Source organism: Hydrogenovibrio kuenenii DSM 12350 (genome assembly GCF_000526715.1).
In the GTDB taxonomy this organism is placed as follows: domain Bacteria; phylum Pseudomonadota; class Gammaproteobacteria; order Thiomicrospirales; family Thiomicrospiraceae; genus Hydrogenovibrio; species Hydrogenovibrio kuenenii.
This window is the reverse complement of the sequence record NZ_JAGP01000001.1, coordinates 153,759-178,526: the sequence shown is the minus strand read 5'-3', so window position 1 is coordinate 178,526 and position 24,768 is coordinate 153,759. Positions and strand designations below refer to the sequence as shown.

The window sequence follows — 24,768 nt, the reverse complement described above, 5'->3', positions numbered from 1 at the left end:
ACACGCTTTAAAGCCGCAATGCAACGCGCGACAGAAGCAAGTGTAAAGACGCATAAACAATCTACCCCAGCCTGGCAGATTTTATCAATTAATCTATTCACCAACACGCAAGATTAGGAAGTCTCTCAGTATTCGGTTAAAATACGCGCTTTAATTGATGACCTAATTTAAGTGGCAAAATGACAACAAAAACTGAAAGACTCCAACAACTTAAATCCTTACTTAACGAACGTGTCGTAATTCTTGATGGTGCAATGGGCACCATGATTCAAGGTTTGGAGCTAACGGAAGAAGAGTTTCGCGGTACTCGCTTTGCCGATTATCACATGGACATCAAAGGCAATAACGACATTTTGGTCATCACACAACCAAAACTCATTCGTGATATTCACCTTCAGTTCTTACGCAATGGCGTCGATATTGTCGAAACCAACTCATTCAACGGCACCACCATCGCACAAGCCGATTACGACATGCAAGAAGTCGTCACCGAACTCAATCTGGCCGCTGCTAAAGTAGCACGTGAGGCTTGTGACATTGCCGAGCAAGAAGATGGCAAACCGCGTTTTGTTGCAGGTGTTTTGGGGCCGACGAACCGTACGGCATCTATTTCGCCTGACGTAAATGATCCAGGGTTCCGCAACACCTCCTTTGACGAACTGGTCATTACTTATAAGCAGGCAACCCATGCTTTATTAGAAGGCGGTGTTGATACCATCCTGATTGAGACCATTTTCGACACACTCAATGCCAAGGCTGCGATTTTCGCCGTGAAAGAAGTAGAAGACGAAGTCGGCTATGAAGTACCGATTATGCTTTCCGGTACGATAACGGACGCGAGTGGTCGTACCCTTTCGGGTCAAACCACAGAGTCTTTCTATAATGCCGTCGCACATGCCGAACCACTTTCAGTTGGTTTGAACTGTGCCTTAGGGCCGGAAGAATTGCGCCCTTATGTGGAAGAACTCAGTCGCGTTTGCGAAACCTATATTTCCATTCACCCAAATGCAGGTCTACCTAACGAATTTGGTGAATACGATGAAACCCCAGAACAAATGGCTGCGGAAATTGCTGTTTGGGCAGAAAAAGGCTGGATCAACATTATCGGCGGATGCTGCGGCACCACCCCAGATCACGTTGCCGCGATGGCTCAAGCCGCCCAAAAACATCCTCGCCGCCAGTTACCAACTATTAAACCAGCATGTCGTTTGTCCGGCTTAGAACCACTAAATATCGACGACAGCTCTTTGTTTGTCAATGTTGGTGAACGAAATAACGTCACAGGTTCAGCAAAATTCAAACGCCTGATTATCGAAGACAACTACGATGAAGCAATTGAAATCGCCGTTAAACAAGTAGAAGACGGCGCACAGATTATTGACGTGAATATGGATGAAGGCATGCTAGATGCCAAAGCCTGTATGACACGCTTCCTGAACTTACTGGCATCCGAACCGGAAGCGTCCCGCGTACCGATTATGATCGACTCCTCCAAGTGGGAAGTCATCGAAGCAGGTCTAAAATGCATTCAGGGTAAAGGGGTCGTCAACTCCATCTCTCTGAAAGAAGGCGAAGAAGCGTTTATCCACCATGCCAAACTGGTTAAAAAATATGGTGCTGCTGCCATTATCATGGCGTTTGACGAAGACGGTCAGGCTGACACCCTAGAACGTAAAATCGAAATCTGTTCGCGCTCATACAAAGTATTGACCGAAAAAGTCGGCTTCCTGCCACAAGACATCATTTTCGACCCGAACATTTTCGCGGTCGCCACCGGGATTGAAGAGCACAACAACTACGGCCTGGACTTTATCAACGCCGTCACCTGGATTAAGCAAAACCTACCTTATGCAAAAATCTCCGGTGGCGTGTCGAACGTCTCGTTCTCCTTCCGAGGCAACAATCCGGTTCGCGAAGCCATTCACTCGGTATTCCTCTACTACGCCATCAAAGAAGGTATGGACATGGGGATCGTTAATGCAGGACAAATGGCGATTTACGACGACCTGCCAGAGAAGCTACGTTTAGCTGTCGAAGACGTAATTCTCAACAAAGACCCTGAAGCCGGTGAACGCCTGCTGGAAGTGGCTGAAGAGTTCCGCGGTGATGGTTCTGCTGCCAGCAAAGTTGCCGATTTATCTTGGCGTGAAGCTTCTGTTGAAAAGCGCCTTGAACACTCTTTAGTGAAAGGCATTACCGATTTTATCGAAGACGATACCGAAGAAGCTCGCCAAAAGCTCGGCGCACCGATTAATGTTATCGAAGGTCCATTAATGGACGGCATGAACGTGGTTGGTGACCTGTTCGGATCTGGAAAAATGTTCCTGCCGCAAGTAGTGAAGTCCGCACGCGTGATGAAACGTGCTGTTGCTTATCTTGACCCCTTCTTGGAAGCGGAAAAATCTTCGGGGCAGGTTCAAGGCAAAATCGTGATGGCGACCGTTAAGGGTGATGTACACGATATAGGTAAAAACATTGTTGGCGTCGTACTACAATGTAATAACTTCGAGGTCATCGACCTTGGTGTCATGGTGCCTGCGGAAAAGATTCTTGATACCGCCATCGAACAAGGCGCGAATGTCATTGGTCTTTCCGGTTTGATAACACCATCACTGGAAGAGATGGTCAATGTCGCCAAACTGATGAAAGAGCGTGGCATGAACTTACCGCTACTCATCGGTGGTGCCACCACTTCTAAAGCCCATACTGCAGTAAAAATCGAACCACAATATGAACACCCTGTGGTTTATGTCAAAGATGCTTCACGTGCCGTGGGCGTGGCACAAAGCCTGATTTCTAATGACTTAAAATCTGACTTCGCCGCCAAAATCCGTGCTGAATACGAGCAAGTGCGTGAAGAACGTAAGGCACGTGCCAAGCAGGTCAAGCGTATCTCCATCAATAAAGCACGTAAAAATCCATCTTTAACACTAGATGCTTGGCAAGATTACACCCCAACAAAACCTAAATTCTTGGGCACAAAAGTACTAGAAGATTATCCACTGGAAAAACTGGTTGAACGTTTTGACTGGTCACCTTTTTTCCAATCTTGGGAACTGCATGGCTTATACCCTCGCATTCTTGAGGACAAGGTTGTCGGTGAAGAAGCGAAAAAACTTTTTGCCGATGCACAGGCCATGCTGCAAAAAATTCTCGACGAGAAATGGCTTACTGCCAAAGCGATTTATGGCTTCTACCCTGCCAATCGCGTGGGTGACGACATAGAAATCTATAGCGATGAAACTCGCACTAAAGTCATACACAAACTTCATCACCTTAGACAACAAGCCGAGAAAAAACGTGGCGGTGCTAATGGTTGCTTATCCGACTTTATCGCTCCGAAAGAAACTGGCGTAGCAGACTATGTAGGCTTATTTGCCGTCACGGCCGGTATCGGCATTGACGAGCATGTAGAGCGTTTTGAAAAAGCGCATGATGATTATAATGCGATTATGTTAAAAGCCTTGGCAGACCGTTTGGCTGAAGCTTTTGCCGAAAAATTACATGAAATCGTTCGTAAAGAAGACTGGGCTTATGCCGCTGATGAAGAACTGACCAATGAAGACCTGATTCGAGAACGCTATCAAGGGATTCGTCCAGCAGCAGGCTACCCTGCCTGCCCTGACCACACCGAAAAAGGCACTATTTGGGAAATCTTAAAACCAGACGCAGCTATCGGCCTTGAAATTACCGAAAGCTTTGCCATGACACCAACGGCTGCCGTTTCCGGCACCTATTTTGCGCACCCTGATGCCAAATATTTCGGTGTCGGATCTTTAGGTCGAGATCAGGTAGAAGACTATGCCCAACGTAAAGGCTGGAGCATTGAAAAAGCTGAAACCTGGCTAGCGCCAAACCTAGGTTACGACCCGGAAGATTTTGCGAACTGATCCAGCCTCAGAAACATGGAGCACTCTACTGTCAGAGTGCTCACTTACCCAGCCTGGCAGATTTTCTTTGACCTCTATCTCAAAAACAATTTTCTGTTTTTAGCATAAATCCTCTCACACAATTTGTGATAGAGTTCATATCAGAACAATAAAAATATCGGCATAACCAAAGGAGGACACGATGCGTATCGGCACTAATTCAACACTTTTCTGCGGTTTATTATTGAGCTTGGTTTCGCTTATGCCACTTTCCGCTCAGGCTCAGGAACTTGACAATAAAGAAGCTCTCCAAGGCATCACCGAAATCCATACACTTTATGACGTCAGGAAATCGAACCCCAACGTCATGCTGGCTTACCTGAAAGGTATTGAGACCAATCATAAAAACTTGCTCAAAGAAGGTGTAAAACCAAATTTAAGAGTGGTGTTCATCTCCAGCGCGGTGAAGTTCATTACGACCAAACCTTCGGAAGAAGTCGAATTCCAACACGCTGAAGTTTTGCCGAAAATTAAAGCTCAGATTGCTCGTTTGATTAATTTGGGCGTCAAGATGGAAGCTTGCTCTGCAGCGACCGCTTATTTCAAAGTCGATAATGACACGTTATACCCAGGCATAAAACCGGTTCGCTCCGGCTTTTTATCCGTAATGGGTTGGCAAGCACAAGGTTACGCTTTGGTGCCAGTTTATTAACATAATCTGGCGCCCCTTATCTATTGTGCTTTTGTTTGAATATAAACTGCTACCAAACAAAGTCACGATTTAATCCTAAAAATAGCGCTGTCATTTGGTTATAATTCGCAAAACCACTAATAAAAAATGGTTTTTACCATGCTAAACCAAACAAGGACTCCCTAGTTAATGAAGTTCGACTCAAACATTAAAATTGTTGCTGTGATTTCGCTGCTTCTGGTATTTCTATCCATTTCAATTTCATTAATTAACTTCTCGGTTTCCTTAAGCGCCAAACAAAAAGAGCTGAAAACTCGCTCTTTGCCGCTGTCTGTCGATAATATTTCCACCGAAATACAGCGCAATATCATCCAACCAAACCTAATCTCATCGATTATGGCACATGATACTTTTGTCAAACACTGGCTTGTGTATGACGAACAAGACACAACAAAAATTCAAAGTTACCTAAAAACCATCCAAGAAAAATACGGTATGTTCGTGACCTTTCTGGTTTCCGAAAAAACACTCCGCTATTACTCTCAAAAGGGCTTCATTGAGAAAATGAGCTCCGACAAACCGGACAACAAATGGTATTTCCGGTTTAAAAACGAAAAAAACAATCATGAAATCAACCTGGATTACAACGACAAATTCAGTAACAGCATGATTATGTTTATTAACCATAAAATATTTGATAATTCTGGAAAACTGATTGGGGCTACGGGCATTGGCATGCGCATGTCTTATATAGACTCTATCCTAAAGCACTTTAGAGAGCAGTATCAATTTACCGTATTTTTTATTAACAAGGATGGCAAAGTAATTCTTAGAGAGCGAAAAACCAACAAGCTCTCTAGCATCAACGATATTCCAGCTCTCGCTAAACTAAAAAATGACATTTATGCTAATGAAAAAAAGGTGTTGGAATATACCCAACAAGGCCAGCATTATTTATTGAACACCCAATATATACCTGAGCTCGGAGCATACTTGCTGGTACAAGCCGATCTAAACGACTTTACCAAACAGGTGCGAAAAACCTTTTATCTCAACCTATCTATTTCCTTGATCATTACCCTTGTAGTGACACTCTTTATCTTGACCGTTGTGCGTAGCTATAACCGTAAACTAGAGTTTTTCGCCCACAACGATCCAATAACACATCTCAAAAATCGCCGTTCGTTTAACGAATATTTTGAAAAGTTACTTCCTATTTCTCAAAAAAGCGGACACCCTCTGAGCCTAATCTTTTTTGATGTTGATGACTTTAAGGAGATCAATGACCAACTAGGCCATCAAATTGGTGATCAAGTGCTTGCTCGGATGGGAGAAATTCTCCACAACCTATTCAAAGATGGTAATCTCATTGCTCGTTGGGGTGGTGAAGAGTTTATTATTGCCTTGGCAAATACATCTCTCACAACAGCTGAATTCACAGCAGAGCATCTTAAAAATCAAATTGAACAAGATGATGCTCTGATTAAATTGAGAAACAAACCTATCACCATCAGTGTGGGCGTAACAAGCTGTCGTGTTGGAGATAGTCCTGATAGCATTTTCCACCGACTTGATGATGCTATGTATACAGCAAAGAAAACCGGAAAAAATAAAGTCATCACGGATTAATCTCAATCTTTGATATTATGGTGAAGCCGTCGACAACCATGGCACAAAATTCAAACCCGAATGTCTGGAACAGCTGCTCCCCCCGCACTGAATAGTATTAAATAGCGCCTATCTCAAAGCTAATACATATACCCAAACACCGTGTTTGATATAAATCAAACAAAGTATATATTTACAAAAATATGAAAACTTTTCCTCACCAGAAATTAAAAAAATATTTCTCGACTCGCCTTTTACCTACTAAAACGGTTGTCGCTAACTAGCAAACCCTAATCCTTCGTTAAAGTATCAATCCCTTTTATAAGGATAAAAATTTTTTTCTTAGCGCAAAATTTTAAGAGTTGCTACTATGCTTATGTTCTCGGACTTTCTGAGTAATGAAACTTTACTATAAAAATAGTTATCTAAGGATTTGATAATGAAAAAACTATTACTTACCTTCGCAGCAGTCACTTTCGCTCTATCATCAGTTTCTGCTTTTGCAGCAGCTACGCCACACAGCAAGAAAAAACAGACAACTCTAGGTTTGTATGCTTCTCCTCAAGAAGCTTATGACATGAAAATGAAAGACGGTAACAAGGTTCTTTTCATCGATGTTAGAACACCTGCAGAATTAGAGTTTGTTGGTACACCTACTGTTATCGACAAAAATATCCCTTTAGTTTATCGTGATTTCTCTAAATACGATGCTAAGAAAAAGCGTTTTGGCACTGTAAAAAACAAGCAATTCGTTTCTGAAGTTGAAGCTTTGGTTAAAGCAAAAGGTCTTAACAAAGATAGCAAAATCATCTTCATGTGTCGTTCTGGTGACCGTTCAGCAGTTGCCGTTAACATGATGGCCAAGCATGGCTTTACTCACGCTTATACTCTTGTTGGTGGTTTCCAAGGTGGTCCAAACAAAGCTGACCATGGTAAGCGTAACAAAGTGGGCTGGATGAATGACAACCTACCGTTTACTCAAAAGCTAAAGAAAGACATTCTTGAACTAAAATAATTTCAAGACGTTTTTTTGTTTAATAAAAAGGAGCTTAAGGGCTCCTTTTTTATTATTAAGAATCTCCTAATACTCTTATACGAATAAAAAATAGTTTTATTCCATAAAATTTTCTTATATCAAAGCAAAAAACCTCATTTTGCACATGGGTTTCTGCCGCCATAAAATAGCTTTACATTAGTTGATTTTATGAAGGTGACGCACATGCAAATTGTCGTTTGGAGCCCTTGGATTGCAGGTCTAGCAATTGGTCTATTTGTTATTTTTCATTTCTGGTTAATGGGTAAACCAGCCGGTTGCTCTACTGGATATGGTAATTTCTGTGGTTTGATGTTTAAAAATGTTGAATATTTCCGCGTAGGTGAATACTCAAAACTAAACAATTCAAGACTCTGGTTCTTAATTGGTATTCCATTTGGTGGTCTACTAAGCGCCCTTTCCTCTCCTGAACCTTGGCATTTCAGTTTCGACATGGGTATGTATGACAGCATTTTTCCTCAAACGGATGCGGGGCGCGCTATCTGGCTAATTTTAGGCGGAACCCTTTTAGGGTTTGGTGCTCGTCTAGCCGGTGCGTGCACAACAGGCCATGCTTTAGTAGGTGGTGCAATGCTAAACCCACCAAGTTTGCTCGCCGGTGGCATTTTCTTTGTTAGCGCCTTTATTACTACACGCTTACTTTTCGGAACCTAGGAGAATCACCATGCACAAACTTCCAGCGAAAGACGGTATCCGTAATTATATTGTTTCATTTGGCTTCCTTTACCGTAACAACTTTTTTGGACTCTTAACGGGTATTTTATTTGGTTTTCTAATGAGTCATGCAGGTGCAACCACTTATGACTTTCATGCCAAAATGTTCTTATTTGAAAACTTTCAATTAATGATTGTCATTGGCACAGCCGTTACAGTTGCCATGATTGGAGTACTGATTCTAAAACGCTTAAAGGTTCGTGCTATCGCGACAGGTAGTGAAGTGGATTTTGTAAAAAAGCCATACCAAAAAGGTTTAATAGTTGGCGCCATGTTATTTGGAATTGGCTGGGGGATGAGTGCCTCCTGCCCAGGCACCATCCCTGCAATGATTGGCGAAGGTAAAATCGGAGCTATCTTCGCATTGATTGGACTCCTTATTGGAACAACGGCATACGGCTTACTACAAACCTACCTAATGATGGCTCGCAGACATAAAGCTTTAAATCTTGACGATGAAAACAAAGTACCCCCTTGCCCAGACAATAGCTGCGGTTCTTAATAAAAACTTTCCATGAGTTGTGGCGACCAAAAGGTCGCCTTTTTCATTTAAAACGCCAATTATTTCAATCAATTAACAAAAATCGTTCAGGTTTTCAGTATAATACGCTCTTTTAATTTTCCAGAGAGCGCTCTTAATGAAAGCAGACCATATCCGCAATATTGCGATCATCGCCCACGTTGACCACGGTAAAACTACCCTAGTTGACCAACTTCTCAAACAATCCGGCACCTTTGACGATGTTCGAAAAGACCTTGGCGATCGCGTAATGGACTCCAATGATCTGGAAAAAGAGCGTGGTATCACCATCCTTTCTAAAAACACCGCTATCAACTGGAATGATTTCCGCATCAATATCGTAGACACCCCAGGCCATGCTGACTTTGGTGGTGAAGTTGAGCGTATTTTGTCGATGGTAGACTCTGTATTACTACTGGTTGATGCGGTTGAAGGGCCTATGCCTCAAACGCGTTTTGTAACGGAAAAAGCACTCCAACAAGGCTTAAACCCGATTGTTGTCATCAACAAAATCGATCGTCCTGGTGCTCGTCCTGACTGGGTATTGGATCAAACTTTCGATTTGTTTGACCGCCTAGGTGCAACTGACGAACAAATGGATTTCGATGTCATCTATGCTTCAGGTTTGAACGGTTTTGCAGGACATGATGAGTCTGTTCGCGAAGGGGATATGACGCCTATTTTTGAAACAATTGTTGAAAAAGTAAGTCCACCTGATGTCGATTTCGAAGGCCCTTTCCAAATGCAGTGTATCTCTTTGGATTACGACACTTACAAAGGCATTATCGGTACTGGTCGTATCAAACGTGGATCAGTCAAAGTAGGCATGAACATCACGATTATTGATAAAAATGGTGCTAAGCGTAACGGAAAAATGGGCGAAATTTTTGGTTACCTAGGTCTTGAGCGTGTCAATGTTGATGAAGCTCACGCTGGTGACATTATCGCTTTTAGTGGTTTAGACCCTCTAAATATTTCAGACACGCTTTGTGATCCAACTGCCGTTGAAGCGTTGCCACCATTAACAGTTGACGAACCGACTGTTAGCATGACTTTCCAAGTCAATAATTCTCCTTTTGTAGGACAAGAAGGTAAGTTACTGACTTCTCGCCAAATTCGCGAGCGTCTAGACAAAGAGCTACTAACCAACGTTGCGTTGCGCGTTGAAGATACTGAAGATGCGAATAAATTCCGTGTTTCAGGTCGTGGTGAACTTCACTTGTCTGTATTGATTGAAACCATGCGTCGCGAAGGCTTTGAAATGGGTATTTCGCGTCCTGAAGTTATCTTCAAAGAAGTTGATGGTGAAACACAAGAGCCTTATGAAAACCTAACCGTTGATGTGCCTGAAGAAGCTCAAGGAACCATCATGGAAAAATTGGGACAACGTAAAGCTGAAATGCAAGACATGGTACCAGACGGGCATGGTCGCGTGCGTATTGACTTCATCATCCCTTCGCGTGGTTTGATTGGTTTCCGCACTGAATTTATGACAGCAACGCAAGGGAACGGTTTGATCTTCTCAAGCTTCTCTCATTATGGTCCTAAGTTTGCAGGCACTTTGGGTGAACGCACCAATGGTGTATTGATCTCTATCGGCCAAGGTAAAGCATTGACCTTCGCTCTATTCAACCTACAGGATCGTGGTCGTCTGTATATCGGTCATGGTGAAGAGGTTTATGAAGGGATGATCATTGGTCTGCACAGTCGCGCAAACGACCTAACTGTAAACCCTCTAAAAGGGAAGCAGCTAACCAACATGCGTGCATCAGGTACAGATGAAGCACAAGTTTTAACACCACCAATTCGCTTCTCTCTTGAGCAAGCACTTGAGTTTATCGATGACGATGAGTTGGTTGAAGTCACGCCAGAAAGCATTCGTATCCGTAAGAAATTACTTACCGAAAACGAGCGTAAAAGAGCTGGTCGTTCTAAAGCTTAATTCACTTGCTTATAAAAAAAGCCCGCGGTTGCGGGCTTTTTTTGTCTCTCGAAAAGATTTACGAAGGAAATAAAACATTCAAAACAAAGATGAGAACTATCAACAAAACCACTAAAAAAATCGATGTCGCTAAACGTGATTTATTTAATACATGAATACGTTTTCGAACTTTCTTAGGAAATGGCAACTCACCTTTGTAGATTTTTACAGCTTTAATAAATTCTTGAGATAGAGGTTTTTGAAGGGCTTCTGCAATCTTTTCTGATTGCCAATTGGGGTAGTCAGACAAGGCTTTGGCAAGTGAGTGCAAATCACAATGCTTCAACTCCAGTTTACGTTGCTCCAATGGCATTTTGACAAGCTTACCTATCCATTCCCTGTCTAGTTCCGTATCAAACTGCTTTTTGGCCATGACTTTCCCTTCGAATACATCACTTATTTTAGTGTATAGAATTCAAATTAAGTTATCGGCCTTTCCTCTCAAATCTTAACTTTAATTCAACACTTCTGCGCCCTGTTCGGAAAAACTATCTACAACCTTATCTATGAACTTCAATTTACCTTTAACAATATCCGTCAGAACAAATGGATAGGCATCATCATGCCCCATGCTTCGACTTAAAGCATTCATCACCTGAGCAACTCTTGCCCACTCCGAATACCAGCTATTAAAGTCATTTACCTTTGGCTTATACACACTCAGACCGTAACTCACTGCGGTTTCTAGAGTATCAACTATATGCATATAGTGAGCCCATGTCTCTGCCCAATCTTCAAATGGATGACTGCTTGCATACATAGAAATATACTGATGACTGCGAAACTCAGGGGCACCGTTTTCATAATAACGCTTAAGCGCTTCATCATAGTCTTGACGCTCGTCACCGAACAATTCTCTAAAGGCTTCCAACCTTTGTTGGTTATTAATCAACTTATCCCAATAATAATGTCCTATCTCATGTCGAAAATGGCCAAGAACCGTACGATATGGCTCCCCCATCTCTTCTTTCATGGTGTGCAAAAACCCCTCATCGGCTTCCGCAGCATTTAATGTTATTTGCCCATGACTGTGTCCGGTCAAAACATGCTCCAAGGCCACATTAGGATTGGTTCGTTTATCTTCCAGAAAATCAAACGACAATCCATTAACCACTTGTCGATAATTCTGAATAGGCAAATTCAACAACAAGAGCGTGGAAAATAAATGACGCTTTGCCCGCTCAAGAATACGCCACCTTTGCGGATTTTTCGGTACATTCATGTCTGGAATCGTCCGAGTGGTTTGACATGAAATACATTGGCATGCCGCCTCATCGGTGACCAACCAATTGCAATTGATTGGATAATGGCGATTATCACAGGGTTTCAACACCACATTGGTATTGGAACCATCCTGATAATGTGGCAAGAACCCTTGTTCACTTAACTCTCCACTCCACATACTCTGAATCAACGGATCATAAGCCAAGTCTCGACCACAACTCTCGCAGAATAAGTTGTTAAAAAAAATCTCTTGCCCACAGCGGCAAAAAAAACGCTTCACAGCAACTTACTCCTTATTGAATATTTTTCATATCTGAAACTGCTTCCACTTCTGGATAAAACCAGGTCTGATAACAAACACTATGAATAGCGGAAATAGCCAATTGTATTTCATCCAAATAATCATGTAGCGTGCTTGATCCAGCCTCTATTTCTGGCGGTTGATGAATCAAATCTTGTAATTGCTTAATCACCATCAAAACCTTTCTTGAGTTTGGCAATGAACTGGATAACTCATACAGCCTTTCAGAACAATATTTAAGAGAGCGGAATTGCTTGTCATCATACACCAAAAACTCAATGACAGAATTCCCGTTAATCTCAATTTGCACGGTCTGACGATACATGAAATAAATACCAATGGATTTCAAGATATTTGCCCAAAGAATACTGCCATACTGTTCCACTTCTTCAGGATTGTCTTCTTGCGCTGCAAAATAACCACCAACATCCAAAATACGAGAAGTCATATCCGCACGCTCAATCAATTGCCCCAGCATCAAAAACCTGAATGCGGCATTATCAGCCATCGTTCCCATCAACATGCCGGAAATCGCCTGACAAGCACGAATCACCTTCTCCAATAACGCATTGCGACGGCTTCTCACCTGAAGGTCATCAATATTGTCCTTAACATACAAATAGATCTCATTGATATACACCCAAGCCTCTCGTGGCAAAGAGTCTCGCGTTGTGCGAATATTCTCTCTCGCCCACCACAAAGATGAAATCAGCGAGGCTGAATTGTTTCTATCGCCCAACAGCATCCACATACAATTCTTCTCGGTACGCGCATCATAATGCTCATCGAAATAATCTTCACTGCTGGTCAGCTCTACCAAGGTATACCAGTTCAACTTTACCGACTTAGGTAAATCAAACATCAACTGAGAATGAATTTTTGATAATCTTGCCGTATTCTCAACACGCTCCACATATCTGGCCAACCAATACAGGCGCTCTGCAACTCTAGACAACAACATTACACGCCCTCCTTTTTAACGATCCAAGTGTCTTTACTGCCACCCCCTTGAGAAGAGTTCACTACCAACGACCCCTTCACCAAAGCAACGCGTGTCAAACCACCCGCTGTGACATAGGACTTTTCACCCTGCAAAATAAAAGGACGTAAATCCACATGTCTCGGCTCCACACCTTCTTCGCACAGTGTCGGCACAGTCGACAAAGACAAGGTCGGTTGCGCCACGTAATTTCTAGGATTTTCTTCAATCAACCCTCTAAATTTTTCGATCTCTTGCTTATCTGCCTTGGGTCCGATTAACAATCCATAACCGCCAGACTCATTTGCCGGTTTCACCACTAATTCTTCAAGGTGCGCCAACACATATTGACGGTCTTCCTCTCGACTACAAAGATAGGTAGGAACATTCGGTAAAATGGGCTCTTCAGCTAAGTAGAAACGAATAATGTCTGGCACATAAGCATAAAGCACCTTATCATCCGCAACCCCACAGCCTGGCGCATTAGCGATTGCCACATTACCAGCCTTCCATGCCCGCATCAAGCCTGGCACACCCAAAGCAGAATCCGGGTTAAAAACTTCAGGATCTAGAAAAGCATCATCAATACGCCGGTAAATCACATCGACCTTTTGCAACCCATCAATATTGCGCATATAAACACAATCATCATCCCCGACAACCAAGTCACCACCCTCGACCAACTCCACTCCCATTTCATGAGCTAAAAAGGAATGTTCATAATAGGCAGAGTTGAAAATACCTGGCGTTAAGACAACAACTTCGGGCTGAAGGGTGTCGGTCGGACACAAAGAACGTAGCATTGACAATAATTCATAGGGATACTGATTCATTGGTAATATACAAATATCGCGAAACACATCCGGCATCACCCCCTTCATCACAGCGCGATTTTCCAACATATAAGACACGCCGGAAGGCACCCGAAGATTATCTTCTAGCACATAAAAATTACCGGAACCGTCTCGTACCAAATCCGAGCCACAAATAGATGCCCAAGAATGATGTTTCAACTTCATGCCATGACACTCAGGACGATAATCTTTAGAAGAAAGGATGATTTCAGAAGGAACTATGCCTGCTTTTAGAATTTTTTGATCGTTATAGATGTCTTCAATAAATAAATTGAGCGCTTTTAATCTTTGTTTTAGACCACATGAAACTTGCTTCCATTCGTCTTCATCGATGACTCTCGGCAAAAGATCAAACGGCCACAATCGATCAATATTGCCTTCATCACTATAGACCGTAAATGAGATGCCCATCTGCGCAATCGTTGCTTCCGCATTTTTTTGAAGCTCTCTTAAATCGGAAAGTGATAAGGTTTTTAGATGCTCTACCAGCGCGGAAGCGGCCGCCTTAGGTTCCCCCTTATCACAAAGAACCTCGTCATAGCCTGTGCCGACTTTGTACTTTTTGAGTTCTGCATGCATTTCCTTAACTCCTCGTGGAACAATTTAAGGAAATAAAGCAAATGTTAGGCTAATGAAAACAAGTAGTTATCTAACAATACGTTAGCGAATAGTTATCAGGAAAAAGTGCGCTCATTCAAAGACAGTGCTTCAAAAGAAACTGGTATTGCACCAATTTAAATGCTTCTAAAAATAAAAAAGCCCGAGCATAAATGCTCAGGCTTTGAGAATGTGGTGCGAGCGGAGAGACTCGAACTCTCACACCAAAGGCACCAGAACCTAAATCTGGCGTGTCTACCAATTCCACCACGCTCGCGAATGTGGTGGCCACACCTGGAATCGAACCAGGGACACAAGGATTTTCAATCCTTTGCTCTACCGACTGAGCTATGTGGCCATTTTTTGAATTTGCGTATTATAGAGAGGGGCTTTCTGAGTGTCAAATACTATTTCAAAAATATTGAAATTTCCGCTAAAAATAAGGTTCTGTATAGACTCTCAGCAACTCACTACGCTATTTCAGCGTTTTCCCATCCTTGGTTAATGAATCTTTCGATAACGCCATCCCTATCCCACCTGAAGCAGTATAGCCATTCATTGTCGATCAACTGACGAACGACTTCATGCTCTTCGGCGACTTTGGCGATAGCGTCTCTTGGCGCATCGATATAGACACTTAAACGAAGCGGTTCATGCATCCATTGCTTACCATCGTGGATGGACTGCATCGGCAGACCGATTCTCAGGTCGCCACCATTACCTTCAAATACCCCGATACTACCATCAACAACGTTATGCAACACCTTGTTACCACTACCGTAAACATAGTTATCACAAACGGATGCATAGTATTGCAAGTTGATCCAATTAGTCACCACCATCGGTGCAGTCATGATTTGAGTCAACAATGATCCATCAGCATCCTGTTGCCAATCGTAATCATGTAAGAAGGCTCGGCCTTGTAAATCCAATCCTCGGGTACGACTTCTTGGTGCAACGATAAACGAGGCATTGCCAGACAAGCCCCATTCAGGTCGCACCTGAGACCAATCTTTTGCTCTGCGTCGAATAGACTTGTAGATATCATCTGCTTCCATATGACTAAGATCCATTCGCATCGCTCGTTCTTGCATAGATAGCTCAGAAGCACGTTCAAACCAATTCTGAATGACCTCATCAGGCGCCTCTGAACCATAGAAGGTAAAGCTATCTGTCGTCGTGTTATGCATCGCACCAACAAAACGCGTATTAGCGGGAATCTCGATGCCTTGTTTCTTCAAACCATGACGAACCGCTTCGTCGTTTAGCAAGAAACTCAATACTCGAACATTTATCTCACCCGTTTGCCCGCCACAAGCGCCACAATCGTAACTGGCCGCATGGGGGTTGTTGCAACTGCTGCTGCCATGACCAATCAACATAACGGTTTCCGCCAAGTGACGATCCAATCCCAAGCCATGCAAAATACCTGCCGCCAGCTCTACTTTCTGATCAAGACTCAACGCCTCATTATCACGCATCAACTCAAATTCATCTGACATCGGCAGGTGATTAATCGGATGTTCATGGTCTTGTGGAAACAAGCTGTTTCGCAACAGCTTAAACGCATAAAGCAATCCAGTAGATTCAACCATACTGAAGGTTGCCGGTGCCGCGATTCCCCACTCTAACCAGCGCGCTTTTTTATTAAGCGATTTTTTCGTTGCCTCTCCTTGCGCCTCAGGCATCAAGGGTTTTACCTGAACGCTAGGCTTCAACAATGCAGGCAATTGTGGACGCGAAACGTCAGTGCCAACTGGCTGATAAGCAATCGGCAACCCGAAGAACCCGGCATAACCAATGGTTTCGATGCTTGCATCCTGAGCTTCTAATGCACGACGAATGACCTCAGAACGCACATCAATACAGAATGCTGCCTGTAACTTAGGTTGTTGTTTCTCTGCGTCGACATCAATTGCCGCCGCATGTTTCAACTGCTGATTCAGGTTAGACTGGTAAGCAATCTCGGCTGCTCTTTGCCAAATCCACTTTTTCGCTTGCGCAGCTTTGTGAGTGGTGACCAATTCCGGCAAAATATTCATTTGATGACGCCACATAACCCGCAATTCATTAAAGGCCGCTCGGTCATGAAACTTTTGATGACGCCAAAGCACACGCTCCCAAGCGATGCGAATGGCTAGCAAATCCATCATCAAACTGTTTTCGTCCGCGTTTAAACCATCTTGCCATCTCAAATAAGCGACCCATGACGTCCAACCGTTAATATCTAATAACAATGCATGTGCATAATCTGACACACAATCATCAGACACGCGCAGAACGGTTAAAGCCTCAGCAATCAAGTCTTCTGCCGACTCAGGTAAACTCATAAATTGCTCGGTCAAGCCATCTTCCGCCATCAGGATTTCAATCCCTTTGTCTTGACGGGTAGTGGCCAACCATTCGCTATACAAACCTTGATAGGTTTTCGCATAGGAATCTTCACGCATACGAATACGGAAGAAATCCGCACAAAACTGGCTGATTTGATGGGTAATTTCATCACGCCAAGCCATTTTGTACTTACGGTCACGCCCACTGTCCACGAAGTCACTGACATTGTGCCAATGGGTATGCTCGTCGTCTTCCAACAAGTAACGTTCAAGATTTTCGACGGAATAATCCACTCCCAGCTCTTTAACGGCTTGCTCTAAATGATGCGGCAAAAGGCTTTCCATCCAAATATCCTGAAAATAAGATTTTGGCATCAAGCATTGTGCCTGGCTTAGAGCAGTCAACTTTGCGGAGACTTCTGAAAAATGCTGATCGCGCATTTCCCACCAAGGGTTAACCGCAACCAGTTCGTCCAGCGGCCAGGTGGGCGCGATTTTCGCACAGGCTTTTTTTAGCTCAATTTTTTGCTTGTCAGTTAAATTCGGTGCCAAGGGTTGCGCTTGAATTTGTACTGACTCTTCTGCTGATTTATGCGTCAATTTCATCAGTGAAACAACTCCTCTTTTGGAATCTGTAATTTTTTCGGCTTGAATCTAACCGGCAAGCGTGTTGGATAGATTCTCAAATTCAACCGTGTTACCAATTCATCGAGATAGAACCCTGCGTAAAACGCACGGCGTACCTTTTTCATCCAAGGCAAATCTTGGTGGTAGCGCAACAAAATATAACCTGCCATAAAGGCAATCAAGAGGGTTGCTATCCACAAGTCTCCTTGCCAGCCAACACTGGTCGGCAAGTTGGGAATCAATAAACCTGCACCGTTCTTCTGCAAGATATAAACTGCCAATAAAAACACCGCCAAAAGGCTCATTTCAAACAGGCTTGTGGTTGATAAACGCCCACGTCTTTCCGCTATCAATAGGGTTAAAGCAATGGCAAACAACAACCATGGGCTATAAGGTTCAGGTAAATTAAAGGCCAAGATCATGCCCACTACCAGCGCCAGCGAAAACAACCCGGCAACCCACCACTCTAATCGAGTTGGTGGCTCGGCTTCTGACAGGCGACGTTTCATACTTGCTTCAACCTCAGATCCAGAGTTCAAGAAGGCATAAGCTTTGTAGCAAGAGTGCGCGATAAGATGTAGCAATGCCAACTCAAACAATCCAAGTGCGCACTCAACCAACATCAAACCCATTTGCGACATGGTCGACCAAGCCAAACGGACTTTGACTGAAGCACGCGTCATCATCACCAATGCCGCTAAAACGGTCGTTATGCCACCGACAATCAACAACATCCACTGAGCAATATCAGACTTCACAATCAAAGGGGCAAAAACAATCAATAGATAACCACCCAGATTGATAATGCCGGCATGCAGTAGTGCCGAAACCGGGGTTGGGGCTTCTACAACTTGAATCAACCAACCATGCACAGGTAATTGCGCGCATTTGATTAATGCAGTCAATGCCAATAACAATGCGGCCAAATGATCTAGATTTGTGAGATGTGTCGACACTTGTATGTCTTGATAGATGTCACTAATGAACCAAGTGCCATGCTCATAATGCAGAATCAATACTGCGCCGAGCAAGCAAGCCTCAGCAATTCTGGCGAAGATATATTTTTTATATGCAGCCAATACCGCACGTTGACGGTTAGGATAAAAAATCAACAGACGATGCAGCCCCAAGGTAATGGCAATCCAGCCAATCACCAATACCAGCATATGGTTGGTGGTAATAACGGTCGCAACTGTTCCCAGGATTACCAAAAGCCAGCGCAAATAGCGCTTTTCTTCTTCAAGGTTTCCAGACATATAAACACGCGAATAACCGATATTGATAAAACCAATAAAAGTCACCAACCCTAAAACCAAAATACTGGCGTTAGATGTCACTAGCCAATGTTCGCTGCCACCTAAGTTAATCCATTTAAAGTAGAGCGCCGCTCCCAATATCATTGTCATCACTAATCCCATGAAACTGACAACACGCGCTAACTGCCAACGTGCTTTCCTTTCATTCATCATGGCAACAACGAACAAGCTTAATGGTATAAACCATGTCATCAGGGTTCCGATCCATTGCAAGCTCATAAAAACTCCTTTCATCTTATATTTGGTTCAGACTGACTCGTTGCTAAAACCAAACAATGTCCAACAAAAAAGCTGACTGAAAAAATCCTTTTTAAATATTAGGAGAAGTTGTCATGAATGAAAAATTGGGAAATCGTATGCAATCTATAGACTCTGGGAAATGGTTACCAGAAGGGCTTATACAAAAAAATTACCGTGCAGGAAGCACTCTCCACTTATCAAGAAATTCAAGTAGATTAAAATAGGAAAAACAAATGGAAATACAGCGCTTAGGCAAACAAAGTATTTAGTTTTTTTTCAAAAACCTAAACGCTGTCGATCTGAAAAGTTATACGCCTTCAAGCTTAATATAATTAGTTCCCTCTTTCTTCAAGAAGTCCAAGAATTCCTCAGCGAGTAACGAACGTTCCTTTCCTGCTGGGTAAACAATATTCCAATTTTTCTCAATCGGAAAGCCTTCCACATCCAGTTCGGCAATAGGGCCTTCTGCGTTTTCCAGGTAAAGCGCGTGCTTTGACACACAGGCAACACCCAGTTCACCAACAACACAATGTTTGATTGCCTCATTGGTTTTCATGGTAAGACGTTCGTTCACCTTCAAGTCTTTTTCCGTAAAGACTTTTTCAACGGCTAACCTTATGCCCGAGCCAGCTTCTCTCATAATAAAAGGTTCTTTCGCCAAACGCTTCAAACTCACTTTTTTGCCAACCAATGGATTATTCCTATTAGCAATAATAACCAATGGGTTTGGCGCAAAAGGAATGACTTCCAAATCCAAATTACTCGGTGGAACCTGACCTAGAATATAAAGATCATCCAAGTTCTGATCAATACGTCTTAGCAAAACTTCTCGATTGCTGATGGTCAAATCCAAATCAATGTCTGGGTACTTCTTGCAAAACTTACCCAAGGCAATCGGCATAAAGTATTTTGCTGTCGAGACAACCGAAACCCTTAAACGCCCTCGTTTCATGCCACGAAAATCATCCAACATGATTTCAAGATTAGAGAAATGGTTCAATACCTCACGGCAACTACAAGCTACCTGATTACCGATTTCGGTTAGATAAATATTGCGCCCGATTTGTTCATACAAAGGCATACCAATCGCTTCAACCAAGCTTTTGACCTGAGCCGATACGGTAGGCTGCGTAAGGAAAAGCTCTTCCGCTGCGCGGGTAAAGCTTAAGTTACGTGCAACAGACTCAAACACTTGTATTTGCCTAAGTGTTGCGTGCCTGATTAAAAAGTTATTTTGTGGTGGTAAAACATCACTCATAACATCACCTTATATTGACTCCGATAACTTGGAGTACACCTCTTTAGTAAAAATTATTTATCGCTTCGGCAAGTCAACCGCTCAAGGGCTTCTCTTGCCGCTCTTGCTGCTTCAATGACATCTGCTTCTTTTCCAGACATCAATAAACGACCATATGCACCAACCGCTCTTGCCTCGACCAGCGTGACGTTGGCCGCCTTTTCCGCTTCATTTGCGGCCAGAATAATGTAACCTGCCGGCTCCGTTTCCATAATAAACATGCTTTGCCCAGGCAGAATCATCGATCCTTTTCGGTTATCCCGGTTGATGAGCGTTGCATGGTCTGCTGTGACGCCGCGAATGATTTCATTCCACATAATGACGCATTTCTGACGATCAAATTCGTGGGTGTTGAGGTGGCTCAAAATCTTTTGACCCGCTTCCAACACATCACTCTGGTCTCGATGATGAACTACCATCGAACCATAAGCACGCTCAACAATCTGCTGACCTAAGCGTACATTCGATGCCTTCAATGCAATATCGGACATACGATGCACCGCCATCCCTGGTGCAACCTCAATCCAAAGGGATGAATCCCCCGGCACAGGCAAGAACCCTAAGGAAGCCGTTGCCATATAAGACGCCAACTGTGGTTGAAGTGAATCCAAGAAAACATAAGTACGCAATTCAATCATGCTTGCACCTTTTGCTTTAATTGATTCAAAACCATCTGTACAGCTTGTGCCCTATGGCTCATTCTATTTTTTATGTCTAGGGGGATTTCCGATACCGCTTTCACCAAATTCGGTATCCACATTACATCATCGTAACCAATACCCTGTTCGCTTCTACGCTGCATTAAAATCTCTCCGTACCAATGTCCAACGCCGACCAAGGGCATCGCATCTTCGGCATGTTCCACATAGACTACCGCGCAACTATATCGAGCTCTGCGTTGTGCATAAGGTAGCCCTGCCATTTGCTCTAATAACTTTTCAACATTCTGTTCATCTGAAGCTCGGCCTGTTGTGCCAGCTGCATAACGTGCCGAAAAAATGCCAGGCTGGCCACCCAGTGCTGTCACCTCCAAACCCGAATCATCCGCTATGGCTGGCAAACCCGTTTGAGCACTGGCATACCTTGCTTTCTTTAAAGCATTTTCTAAAAAGGTCATGCCATCTTCTTCAACGTCTCCATTAAAAAAAGACTGCTGAGGTTTACACTCAAATCCTTCCGAAAAAATCATCGGGGAAATTTCAGCAACCTTGTGCGGATTGTTTGTCGCCAAAACCATCATCAAGCTTCACCATCTAAACTGATCTGAAACAAAGCTTCGGAGCATGACGTTTTTTTCTGCTCATCCTTGCTTAAATGCTGGTTCAAATTTGCTTGTAACTGGGGATAGATGCTCGCCTTTACGACAACCATAAAAACCAATCTATTTTGGTATTCCCCATCTTGCATCTGAATATCGGCTATCGACTCCTCGGAGTGAATCACGTAATTATCCAAGCCAGTTTCGTTCAAAATGAAAACAATCTTTTCCTGCAAATTTTTTTCAGCCAAAATCTGAATCATCTTTTCGTCACGCGCCAGCAATGAAATAGATTGGTCCTGTTCTTTTGATTCTGCTTGTTTCTTTTCCATCTTGAAGTGCCATTTCTCTTCATGGCCATCTTCACGCTCAATCCAATCAATCACTTCAACCAACCTTCAAAATTCCTAAACTGAACAAAATAATAGGCAATTCAATCATTTAGAACAAATCGAATTCCAAATACCTATCATAGACTCTTGTCTATCATTCATCTCTCAAACCCCTACCCAATAGGGTTTCTTTATCTCAAAATGGGTAAAAAAAAGGCAGACCAGCGTCTGCCTAACTATGACAAAGACTTAAATTGTCATAAGAGGTGAATTAATCTGGCCAAACTCTTCTACGAGAAAAACCCTTAATTTGATCTGCTATATGCGATGATGACGACTTTTCTGCCTTTACAGCAGATGAAGATACCTTATTTTCGACTGTCGTCGTTTCATTAGCAGATTTTGTATTTTCTACCTTAGCTGCCTGGCCATTTGCCTGCGCGCTTGGCTTTGTAACATTACTTTTAGTCGTTGCTGCAGGTCGTTTTGCCGCCGTTTGAGTCGTATTCTTTGTCGTGGTCATAAACAACCTCCTTAAGAATTATTAGCGAAACGCTGATAAGCTTCGTCCATACCTTTTGCCAAAGCGTAATCAACTTCTTTGAGCTCATTACTGGTTGAATAGATAATCACCGAAACATGCTGAGTGCCAAAACTGACATTAGGATGATGTTCCAGCTCATCGGCTTTGTCAGCCAATACATCTAAAAAACTTCTCAAGTTATCGTAGTTGTCAAACTCAAACCGAGCATCCAAGCTGGCTGGTTTGGCTTTCACTTTCCAACGTTCGTTCATAAAAAGCTCCTATTTGGCTGTTGCTGCATGGTCAAAGATTGATAGTATTCTTCCAACCAGGACTGCACTCTCTTCAACTGAGATTGCTCTTCTTCCAGAAGTCGATTGAATAACATCAAATCTTCCTGAGCACCAAAATTCGCACAATATTGTGAAGCTTCTGAATAAAGCTGAATGAGAGCAAACTCTCTTTCTTCACAACTTCTCAGTGCTTCAACTATATTCGATGCCGGTCCCGCCGGGCGTAAAACACTTCCTGATGGAAGCGCACCTTGCGCAACCATGCGATCAGTAATTAAATTCGCATGTTGAAACTCTTCATTTGCCAAAGTCACAAAACTTTCTGCATATGAGATTTCTTGACGAAATTTCGCCAGGGAAGCCTGTGCGAGGTAATGCTGACCGGCCGAAAACTCCAAGCTCAGTGCTCTACCCAAGTACCCAAGTATTTGACTGTTCGCCACAGCCGTTTGCGCTTGAGGAACTTGCGGGTATGCGCCTGCACCTGGCATCACCGAACCTGGCATTCTTGGTGAATAACGCATATTTCCCTCCTAACTTCATAATCGAGGGTTAAAAATTTAACCCTCTTACTCCAATTAGCTACGGGTTGCGCCGTTACCAACTGTCAAAACAGGTTCAACTTCTTTGTGTGGGCGAGCGATGATGTGCGCTGCTACCAAACCGTCACCAACACGTTCACAAGCATCTGCTCCTGCACGTACTGCTGCGTTTACTGCTCCGGTTTCGCCACGTACCAATACTGTTACGTAACCACCACCAACGAACTCACGACTTACCAAACGAACTTCTGCTGCTTTTGTCATTGCATCTGCTGCTTCAATCGCAGGTACCAAACCACGGGTCTCAATCATGCCTAAAGCAATACCATATTCCGTACTCATAGCCTTTCTCCTTTAAGATAAAATTCTTGTGCCCGCTTCAAGTGCTTGGTAAATACAACGTTTCGGGGCGTTGCATCTTCAAGCGCTCAAAGCGGTTACAAATTACTTCTGTTCAACTGTTAATACTGGCTCAACTTCTTTGTGTGGACGAGCAATGATGTGCGCTGCTACTAAACCGTCACCAACACGTTCACAAGCATCTGCTCCTGCACGTACTGCTGCGTTTACTGCACCGGTTTCGCCACGTACCAATACTGTTACGTAACCACCACCAACGAACTCACGACTTACCAAACGAACTTCTGCTGCTTTTGTCATTGCATCTGCTGCTTCAATCGCAGGTACCAAACCACGGGTTTCGATCATGCCTAAAGCAATACCATATTCCGTACTCATAGCCTTTCTCCTTACTAAATAAAGTAACTAAATTATTTCTGATCAATTGTTAAAACTGGTTCAACTTCTTTGTGTGGGCGAGCAATGATGTGCGCTGCTACCAAACCGTCACCAACACGTTCGCAAGCATCTGCTCCTGCACGTACTGCTGCGTTTACTGCACCGGTTTCGCCACGTACCAATACTGTTACGTAACCACCACCAACGAACTCACGGCTTACCAAGCGAACTTCTGCTGCTTTTGTCATTGCATCTGCTGCTTCAATCGCAGGCACCAAACCACGGGTCTCAATCATGCCTAACGCAATACCGTAATCACTCATAACTTTCTCCTTTGAGTTGCTCACTTTTTTAAAACTTACTTCTATTCTGATTGCCAGTCATCAATGATGCCGCCAACCGTTAAATCCGTTAATAACCGTTTATCTCCCGCTGCATCTCTTGCTGCGGAGTTGGCGATGGTGAATACCCAATCACCCGGTTTGACGTCTATCGGGTCCATTGCAACCAATGTTGCGCCGGTAGATACACTTTCCAAAACCTTAATCGGTAGATGCCCTAAGTCGTTCAAACGACTGGTCAATACCAATGCTTGTTTAACTTGATGTATTTCCATCTTCAGGTATCTCCCACTTGTCTATAATCCCGACAATCGTCAGATCACTGGGATAACCTTTCACCCCAACGGCATCACGTGCGGCAGAACTCCCAACACACAACACCCAGTCACCAGGCTTACAGCCGATTGGATCAACTGCTACCTGAGGGGCACCACCCTCTTTTTCTCTTACCACCAGCAGAGGTTTGTGCTCCATCATTGAGATGCGGCTGGTGGAAACCAATGTCTTATCGACTTTAAAAATTTTCACCCTTAACC

At 43.3% G+C, this 24,768-nt stretch carries 26 protein-coding genes and 2 tRNA genes; 8 read left to right on the top strand and 20 right to left on the bottom strand.

Annotated features, from left to right (window positions below):
* Positions 1-179 precede the first annotated feature (179 nt).
* From metH to typA, 7 genes are all read left to right on the top strand, one after another.
* A complete protein-coding gene (gene metH / locus N745_RS0100715) occupies positions 180-3,890 on the top strand; it encodes a methionine synthase (RefSeq protein ID WP_024850226.1) in 3,711 nt (1,236 codons plus the stop codon).
* Between the two features lie 181 nt (positions 3,891-4,071).
* Positions 4,072-4,581 (top strand): DsrE family protein, encoded by a 510-nt coding sequence (locus N745_RS0100710; RefSeq protein ID WP_024850225.1) that lies wholly within the window; start codon positions 4,072-4,074, stop codon positions 4,579-4,581.
* A 168-nt stretch (positions 4,582-4,749) separates the two neighbouring features.
* A complete protein-coding gene (locus tag N745_RS0100705; RefSeq protein ID WP_024850224.1) occupies positions 4,750-6,189 on the top strand; it encodes a sensor domain-containing diguanylate cyclase in 1,440 nt (479 codons plus the stop codon).
* A 418-nt stretch (positions 6,190-6,607) separates the two neighbouring features.
* Complete coding sequence (locus tag N745_RS0100700) at positions 6,608-7,183, top strand: rhodanese-like domain-containing protein (RefSeq protein ID WP_024850223.1); 576 nt, start codon at positions 6,608-6,610, stop codon at positions 7,181-7,183.
* A 204-nt stretch (positions 7,184-7,387) separates the two neighbouring features.
* Positions 7,388-7,876, top strand: coding sequence for a YeeE/YedE family protein (locus N745_RS0100695; RefSeq protein WP_024850222.1), 489 nt, complete (start codon positions 7,388-7,390; stop codon positions 7,874-7,876).
* Between the two features lie 10 nt (positions 7,877-7,886).
* The gene (locus tag N745_RS0100690; RefSeq protein ID WP_024850221.1) at positions 7,887-8,438 is read left to right on the top strand and encodes a DUF6691 family protein; all 552 of its coding nucleotides are present in this window, start codon (positions 7,887-7,889) and stop codon (positions 8,436-8,438) included.
* A 136-nt stretch (positions 8,439-8,574) separates the two neighbouring features.
* On the top strand, positions 8,575-10,398 hold the full coding sequence (typA, locus tag N745_RS0100685) for a translational GTPase TypA (protein ID WP_024850220.1): 1,824 nt from the start codon (positions 8,575-8,577) through the stop codon (positions 10,396-10,398).
* 58 nt (positions 10,399-10,456) lie between these two features.
* Here the strand turns inward: typA and N745_RS0100680 are convergent, their stop codons facing one another.
* The 8 genes from N745_RS0100680 to N745_RS0100645 all read right to left on the bottom strand — a co-directional run bounded on the left by N745_RS0100680 (position 10,457) and on the right by N745_RS0100645 (position 18,887).
* On the bottom strand, positions 10,457-10,810 hold the full coding sequence (locus N745_RS0100680; RefSeq protein WP_024850219.1) for a hypothetical protein: 354 nt from the start codon (positions 10,808-10,810) through the stop codon (positions 10,457-10,459).
* Between the two features lie 81 nt (positions 10,811-10,891).
* Positions 10,892-11,941 (bottom strand): zinc-binding metallopeptidase family protein, encoded by a 1,050-nt coding sequence (locus N745_RS0100675; protein WP_024850218.1) that lies wholly within the window; start codon positions 11,939-11,941, stop codon positions 10,892-10,894.
* Positions 11,942-11,954: 13 nt separating this feature from the next.
* Positions 11,955-12,923 (bottom strand): alpha-E domain-containing protein, encoded by a 969-nt coding sequence (locus N745_RS0100670; RefSeq protein ID WP_051453355.1) that lies wholly within the window; start codon positions 12,921-12,923, stop codon positions 11,955-11,957.
* Positions 12,923-14,374: a circularly permuted type 2 ATP-grasp protein gene (locus tag N745_RS0100665; RefSeq protein WP_024850216.1), complete on the bottom strand. Its 1,452-nt coding sequence runs from the start codon at positions 14,372-14,374 to the stop codon at positions 12,923-12,925. The genes N745_RS0100670 and N745_RS0100665 overlap by 1 nt, the downstream gene beginning before the upstream one ends.
* 211 nt (positions 14,375-14,585) lie before the next feature.
* Positions 14,586-14,669 (bottom strand) — tRNA-Leu (locus tag N745_RS0100660).
* Between the two features lie 5 nt (positions 14,670-14,674).
* Positions 14,675-14,750, bottom strand: a tRNA-Phe gene (locus N745_RS0100655).
* Between the two features lie 112 nt (positions 14,751-14,862).
* Positions 14,863-17,331 carry a YbcC family protein gene (locus N745_RS0100650; protein ID WP_024850215.1) on the bottom strand — a complete coding sequence of 823 codons (2,469 nt, stop codon included), beginning with the start codon at positions 17,329-17,331 and terminating at the stop codon, positions 14,863-14,865.
* On the bottom strand, positions 17,331-18,887 hold the full coding sequence (locus N745_RS0100645) for an NADH-quinone oxidoreductase subunit L (RefSeq protein ID WP_024850214.1): 1,557 nt from the start codon (positions 18,885-18,887) through the stop codon (positions 17,331-17,333). Before N745_RS0100645 ends, N745_RS0100650 begins: the two co-directional genes overlap by 1 nt.
* A gap of 113 nt (positions 18,888-19,000) precedes the next feature.
* Between N745_RS0100645 and N745_RS12780 the strand changes: the two genes are divergently transcribed.
* The gene (locus N745_RS12780; RefSeq protein WP_281171879.1) at positions 19,001-19,132 is read left to right on the top strand and encodes a hypothetical protein; all 132 of its coding nucleotides are present in this window, start codon (positions 19,001-19,003) and stop codon (positions 19,130-19,132) included.
* An 83-nt stretch (positions 19,133-19,215) separates the two neighbouring features.
* Here the strand turns inward: N745_RS12780 and N745_RS0100640 are convergent, their stop codons facing one another.
* From N745_RS0100640 to N745_RS0100585, 12 genes are all read right to left on the bottom strand, one after another.
* The gene (locus N745_RS0100640) at positions 19,216-20,166 is read right to left on the bottom strand and encodes a LysR family transcriptional regulator (RefSeq protein ID WP_024850213.1); all 951 of its coding nucleotides are present in this window, start codon (positions 20,164-20,166) and stop codon (positions 19,216-19,218) included.
* 53 nt (positions 20,167-20,219) lie between these two features.
* Positions 20,220-20,843 carry a BMC domain-containing protein gene (locus tag N745_RS0100635; protein WP_024850212.1) on the bottom strand — a complete coding sequence of 208 codons (624 nt, stop codon included), beginning with the start codon at positions 20,841-20,843 and terminating at the stop codon, positions 20,220-20,222.
* Positions 20,840-21,445 carry an RdgB/HAM1 family non-canonical purine NTP pyrophosphatase gene (rdgB, locus tag N745_RS0100630; RefSeq protein WP_038070529.1) on the bottom strand — a complete coding sequence of 202 codons (606 nt, stop codon included), beginning with the start codon at positions 21,443-21,445 and terminating at the stop codon, positions 20,840-20,842. The genes N745_RS0100635 and rdgB overlap by 4 nt, the downstream gene beginning before the upstream one ends.
* Positions 21,445-21,849 (bottom strand): hypothetical protein, encoded by a 405-nt coding sequence (locus N745_RS0100625; protein ID WP_157833721.1) that lies wholly within the window; start codon positions 21,847-21,849, stop codon positions 21,445-21,447. The genes rdgB and N745_RS0100625 overlap by 1 nt, the downstream gene beginning before the upstream one ends.
* A 217-nt stretch (positions 21,850-22,066) precedes the next feature.
* On the bottom strand, positions 22,067-22,318 hold the full coding sequence (locus tag N745_RS0100620) for a hypothetical protein (protein WP_024850209.1): 252 nt from the start codon (positions 22,316-22,318) through the stop codon (positions 22,067-22,069).
* A gap of 11 nt (positions 22,319-22,329) precedes the next feature.
* Positions 22,330-22,590 carry a 4a-hydroxytetrahydrobiopterin dehydratase gene (locus N745_RS0100615; protein WP_024850208.1) on the bottom strand — a complete coding sequence of 87 codons (261 nt, stop codon included), beginning with the start codon at positions 22,588-22,590 and terminating at the stop codon, positions 22,330-22,332.
* Positions 22,587-23,135, bottom strand: coding sequence for a ferritin-like domain-containing protein (locus N745_RS0100610; RefSeq protein WP_024850207.1), 549 nt, complete (start codon positions 23,133-23,135; stop codon positions 22,587-22,589). Before N745_RS0100610 ends, N745_RS0100615 begins: the two co-directional genes overlap by 4 nt.
* A gap of 54 nt (positions 23,136-23,189) precedes the next feature.
* Positions 23,190-23,495, bottom strand: a complete 306-nt coding sequence (locus N745_RS0100605) for a BMC domain-containing protein (protein ID WP_024850206.1) — start codon at positions 23,493-23,495, stop codon at positions 23,190-23,192.
* 102 nt (positions 23,496-23,597) lie between these two features.
* Positions 23,598-23,891 (bottom strand): BMC domain-containing protein, encoded by a 294-nt coding sequence (locus N745_RS0100600; protein ID WP_024850205.1) that lies wholly within the window; start codon positions 23,889-23,891, stop codon positions 23,598-23,600.
* A 32-nt stretch (positions 23,892-23,923) separates the two neighbouring features.
* The gene (locus N745_RS0100595; RefSeq protein ID WP_024850204.1) at positions 23,924-24,214 is read right to left on the bottom strand and encodes a BMC domain-containing protein; all 291 of its coding nucleotides are present in this window, start codon (positions 24,212-24,214) and stop codon (positions 23,924-23,926) included.
* Positions 24,215-24,255: 41 nt separating this feature from the next.
* Positions 24,256-24,507, bottom strand: a complete 252-nt coding sequence (locus N745_RS0100590; RefSeq protein WP_024850203.1) for a carboxysome peptide B — start codon at positions 24,505-24,507, stop codon at positions 24,256-24,258.
* Positions 24,488-24,760, bottom strand: a complete 273-nt coding sequence (locus tag N745_RS0100585; RefSeq protein ID WP_024850202.1) for a carboxysome peptide A — start codon at positions 24,758-24,760, stop codon at positions 24,488-24,490. Before N745_RS0100585 ends, N745_RS0100590 begins: the two co-directional genes overlap by 20 nt.
* Positions 24,761-24,768: the final 8 nt, after the last annotated feature.

Bases quoted from the DNA above. Each gene is read 5' to 3' on its own strand.
- N745_RS0100700 (WP_024850223.1), top strand. From the start codon at position 6,608: ATGAAAAAACTATTACTTACCTTCGCAGCAGTCACTTTCGCTCTATCA.
- N745_RS0100705 (WP_024850224.1), top strand. From the start codon at position 4,750: ATGAAGTTCGACTCAAACATTAAAATTGTTGCTGTGATTTCGCTGCTT.
- N745_RS0100595 (WP_024850204.1), bottom strand. From the start codon at position 24,214: ATGAGTGATTACGGTATTGCGTTAGGCATGATTGAGACCCGTGGTTTG.
- N745_RS0100695 (WP_024850222.1), top strand. From the start codon at position 7,388: ATGCAAATTGTCGTTTGGAGCCCTTGGATTGCAGGTCTAGCAATTGGT.
- N745_RS0100690 (WP_024850221.1), top strand. From the start codon at position 7,887: ATGCACAAACTTCCAGCGAAAGACGGTATCCGTAATTATATTGTTTCA.
- N745_RS0100650 (WP_024850215.1), bottom strand. From the start codon at position 17,331: ATGAAATTGACGCATAAATCAGCAGAAGAGTCAGTACAAATTCAAGCG.
- N745_RS0100605 (WP_024850206.1), bottom strand. From the start codon at position 23,495: ATGAGTACGGAATATGGTATTGCTTTAGGCATGATTGAGACCCGTGGT.
- N745_RS0100710 (WP_024850225.1), top strand. From the start codon at position 4,072: ATGCGTATCGGCACTAATTCAACACTTTTCTGCGGTTTATTATTGAGC.
- N745_RS12780 (WP_281171879.1), top strand. From the start codon at position 19,001: ATGAATGAAAAATTGGGAAATCGTATGCAATCTATAGACTCTGGGAAA.
- N745_RS0100590 (WP_024850203.1), bottom strand. From the start codon at position 24,507: ATGGAAATACATCAAGTTAAACAAGCATTGGTATTGACCAGTCGTTTG.
- N745_RS0100620 (WP_024850209.1), bottom strand. From the start codon at position 22,318: ATGACCACGACAAAGAATACGACTCAAACGGCGGCAAAACGACCTGCA.
- N745_RS0100670 (WP_051453355.1), bottom strand. From the start codon at position 12,923: ATGTTGTTGTCTAGAGTTGCAGAGCGCCTGTATTGGTTGGCCAGATAT.
- N745_RS0100610 (WP_024850207.1), bottom strand. From the start codon at position 23,135: ATGCGTTATTCACCAAGAATGCCAGGTTCGGTGATGCCAGGTGCAGGC.
- N745_RS0100645 (WP_024850214.1), bottom strand. From the start codon at position 18,887: ATGAGCTTGCAATGGATCGGAACCCTGATGACATGGTTTATACCATTA.
- typA (WP_024850220.1), top strand. From the start codon at position 8,575: ATGAAAGCAGACCATATCCGCAATATTGCGATCATCGCCCACGTTGAC.
- N745_RS0100600 (WP_024850205.1), bottom strand. From the start codon at position 23,891: ATGAGTACGGAATATGGTATTGCTTTAGGCATGATCGAAACCCGTGGT.
- N745_RS0100635 (WP_024850212.1), bottom strand. From the start codon at position 20,843: ATGATTGAATTGCGTACTTATGTTTTCTTGGATTCACTTCAACCACAG.
- N745_RS0100680 (WP_024850219.1), bottom strand. From the start codon at position 10,810: ATGGCCAAAAAGCAGTTTGATACGGAACTAGACAGGGAATGGATAGGT.
- N745_RS0100615 (WP_024850208.1), bottom strand. From the start codon at position 22,590: ATGAACGAACGTTGGAAAGTGAAAGCCAAACCAGCCAGCTTGGATGCT.
- N745_RS0100665 (WP_024850216.1), bottom strand. From the start codon at position 14,374: ATGCATGCAGAACTCAAAAAGTACAAAGTCGGCACAGGCTATGACGAG.
- metH (WP_024850226.1), top strand. From the start codon at position 180: ATGACAACAAAAACTGAAAGACTCCAACAACTTAAATCCTTACTTAAC.
- rdgB (WP_038070529.1), bottom strand. From the start codon at position 21,445: ATGATGGTTTTGGCGACAAACAATCCGCACAAGGTTGCTGAAATTTCC.
- N745_RS0100640 (WP_024850213.1), bottom strand. From the start codon at position 20,166: ATGAGTGATGTTTTACCACCACAAAATAACTTTTTAATCAGGCACGCA.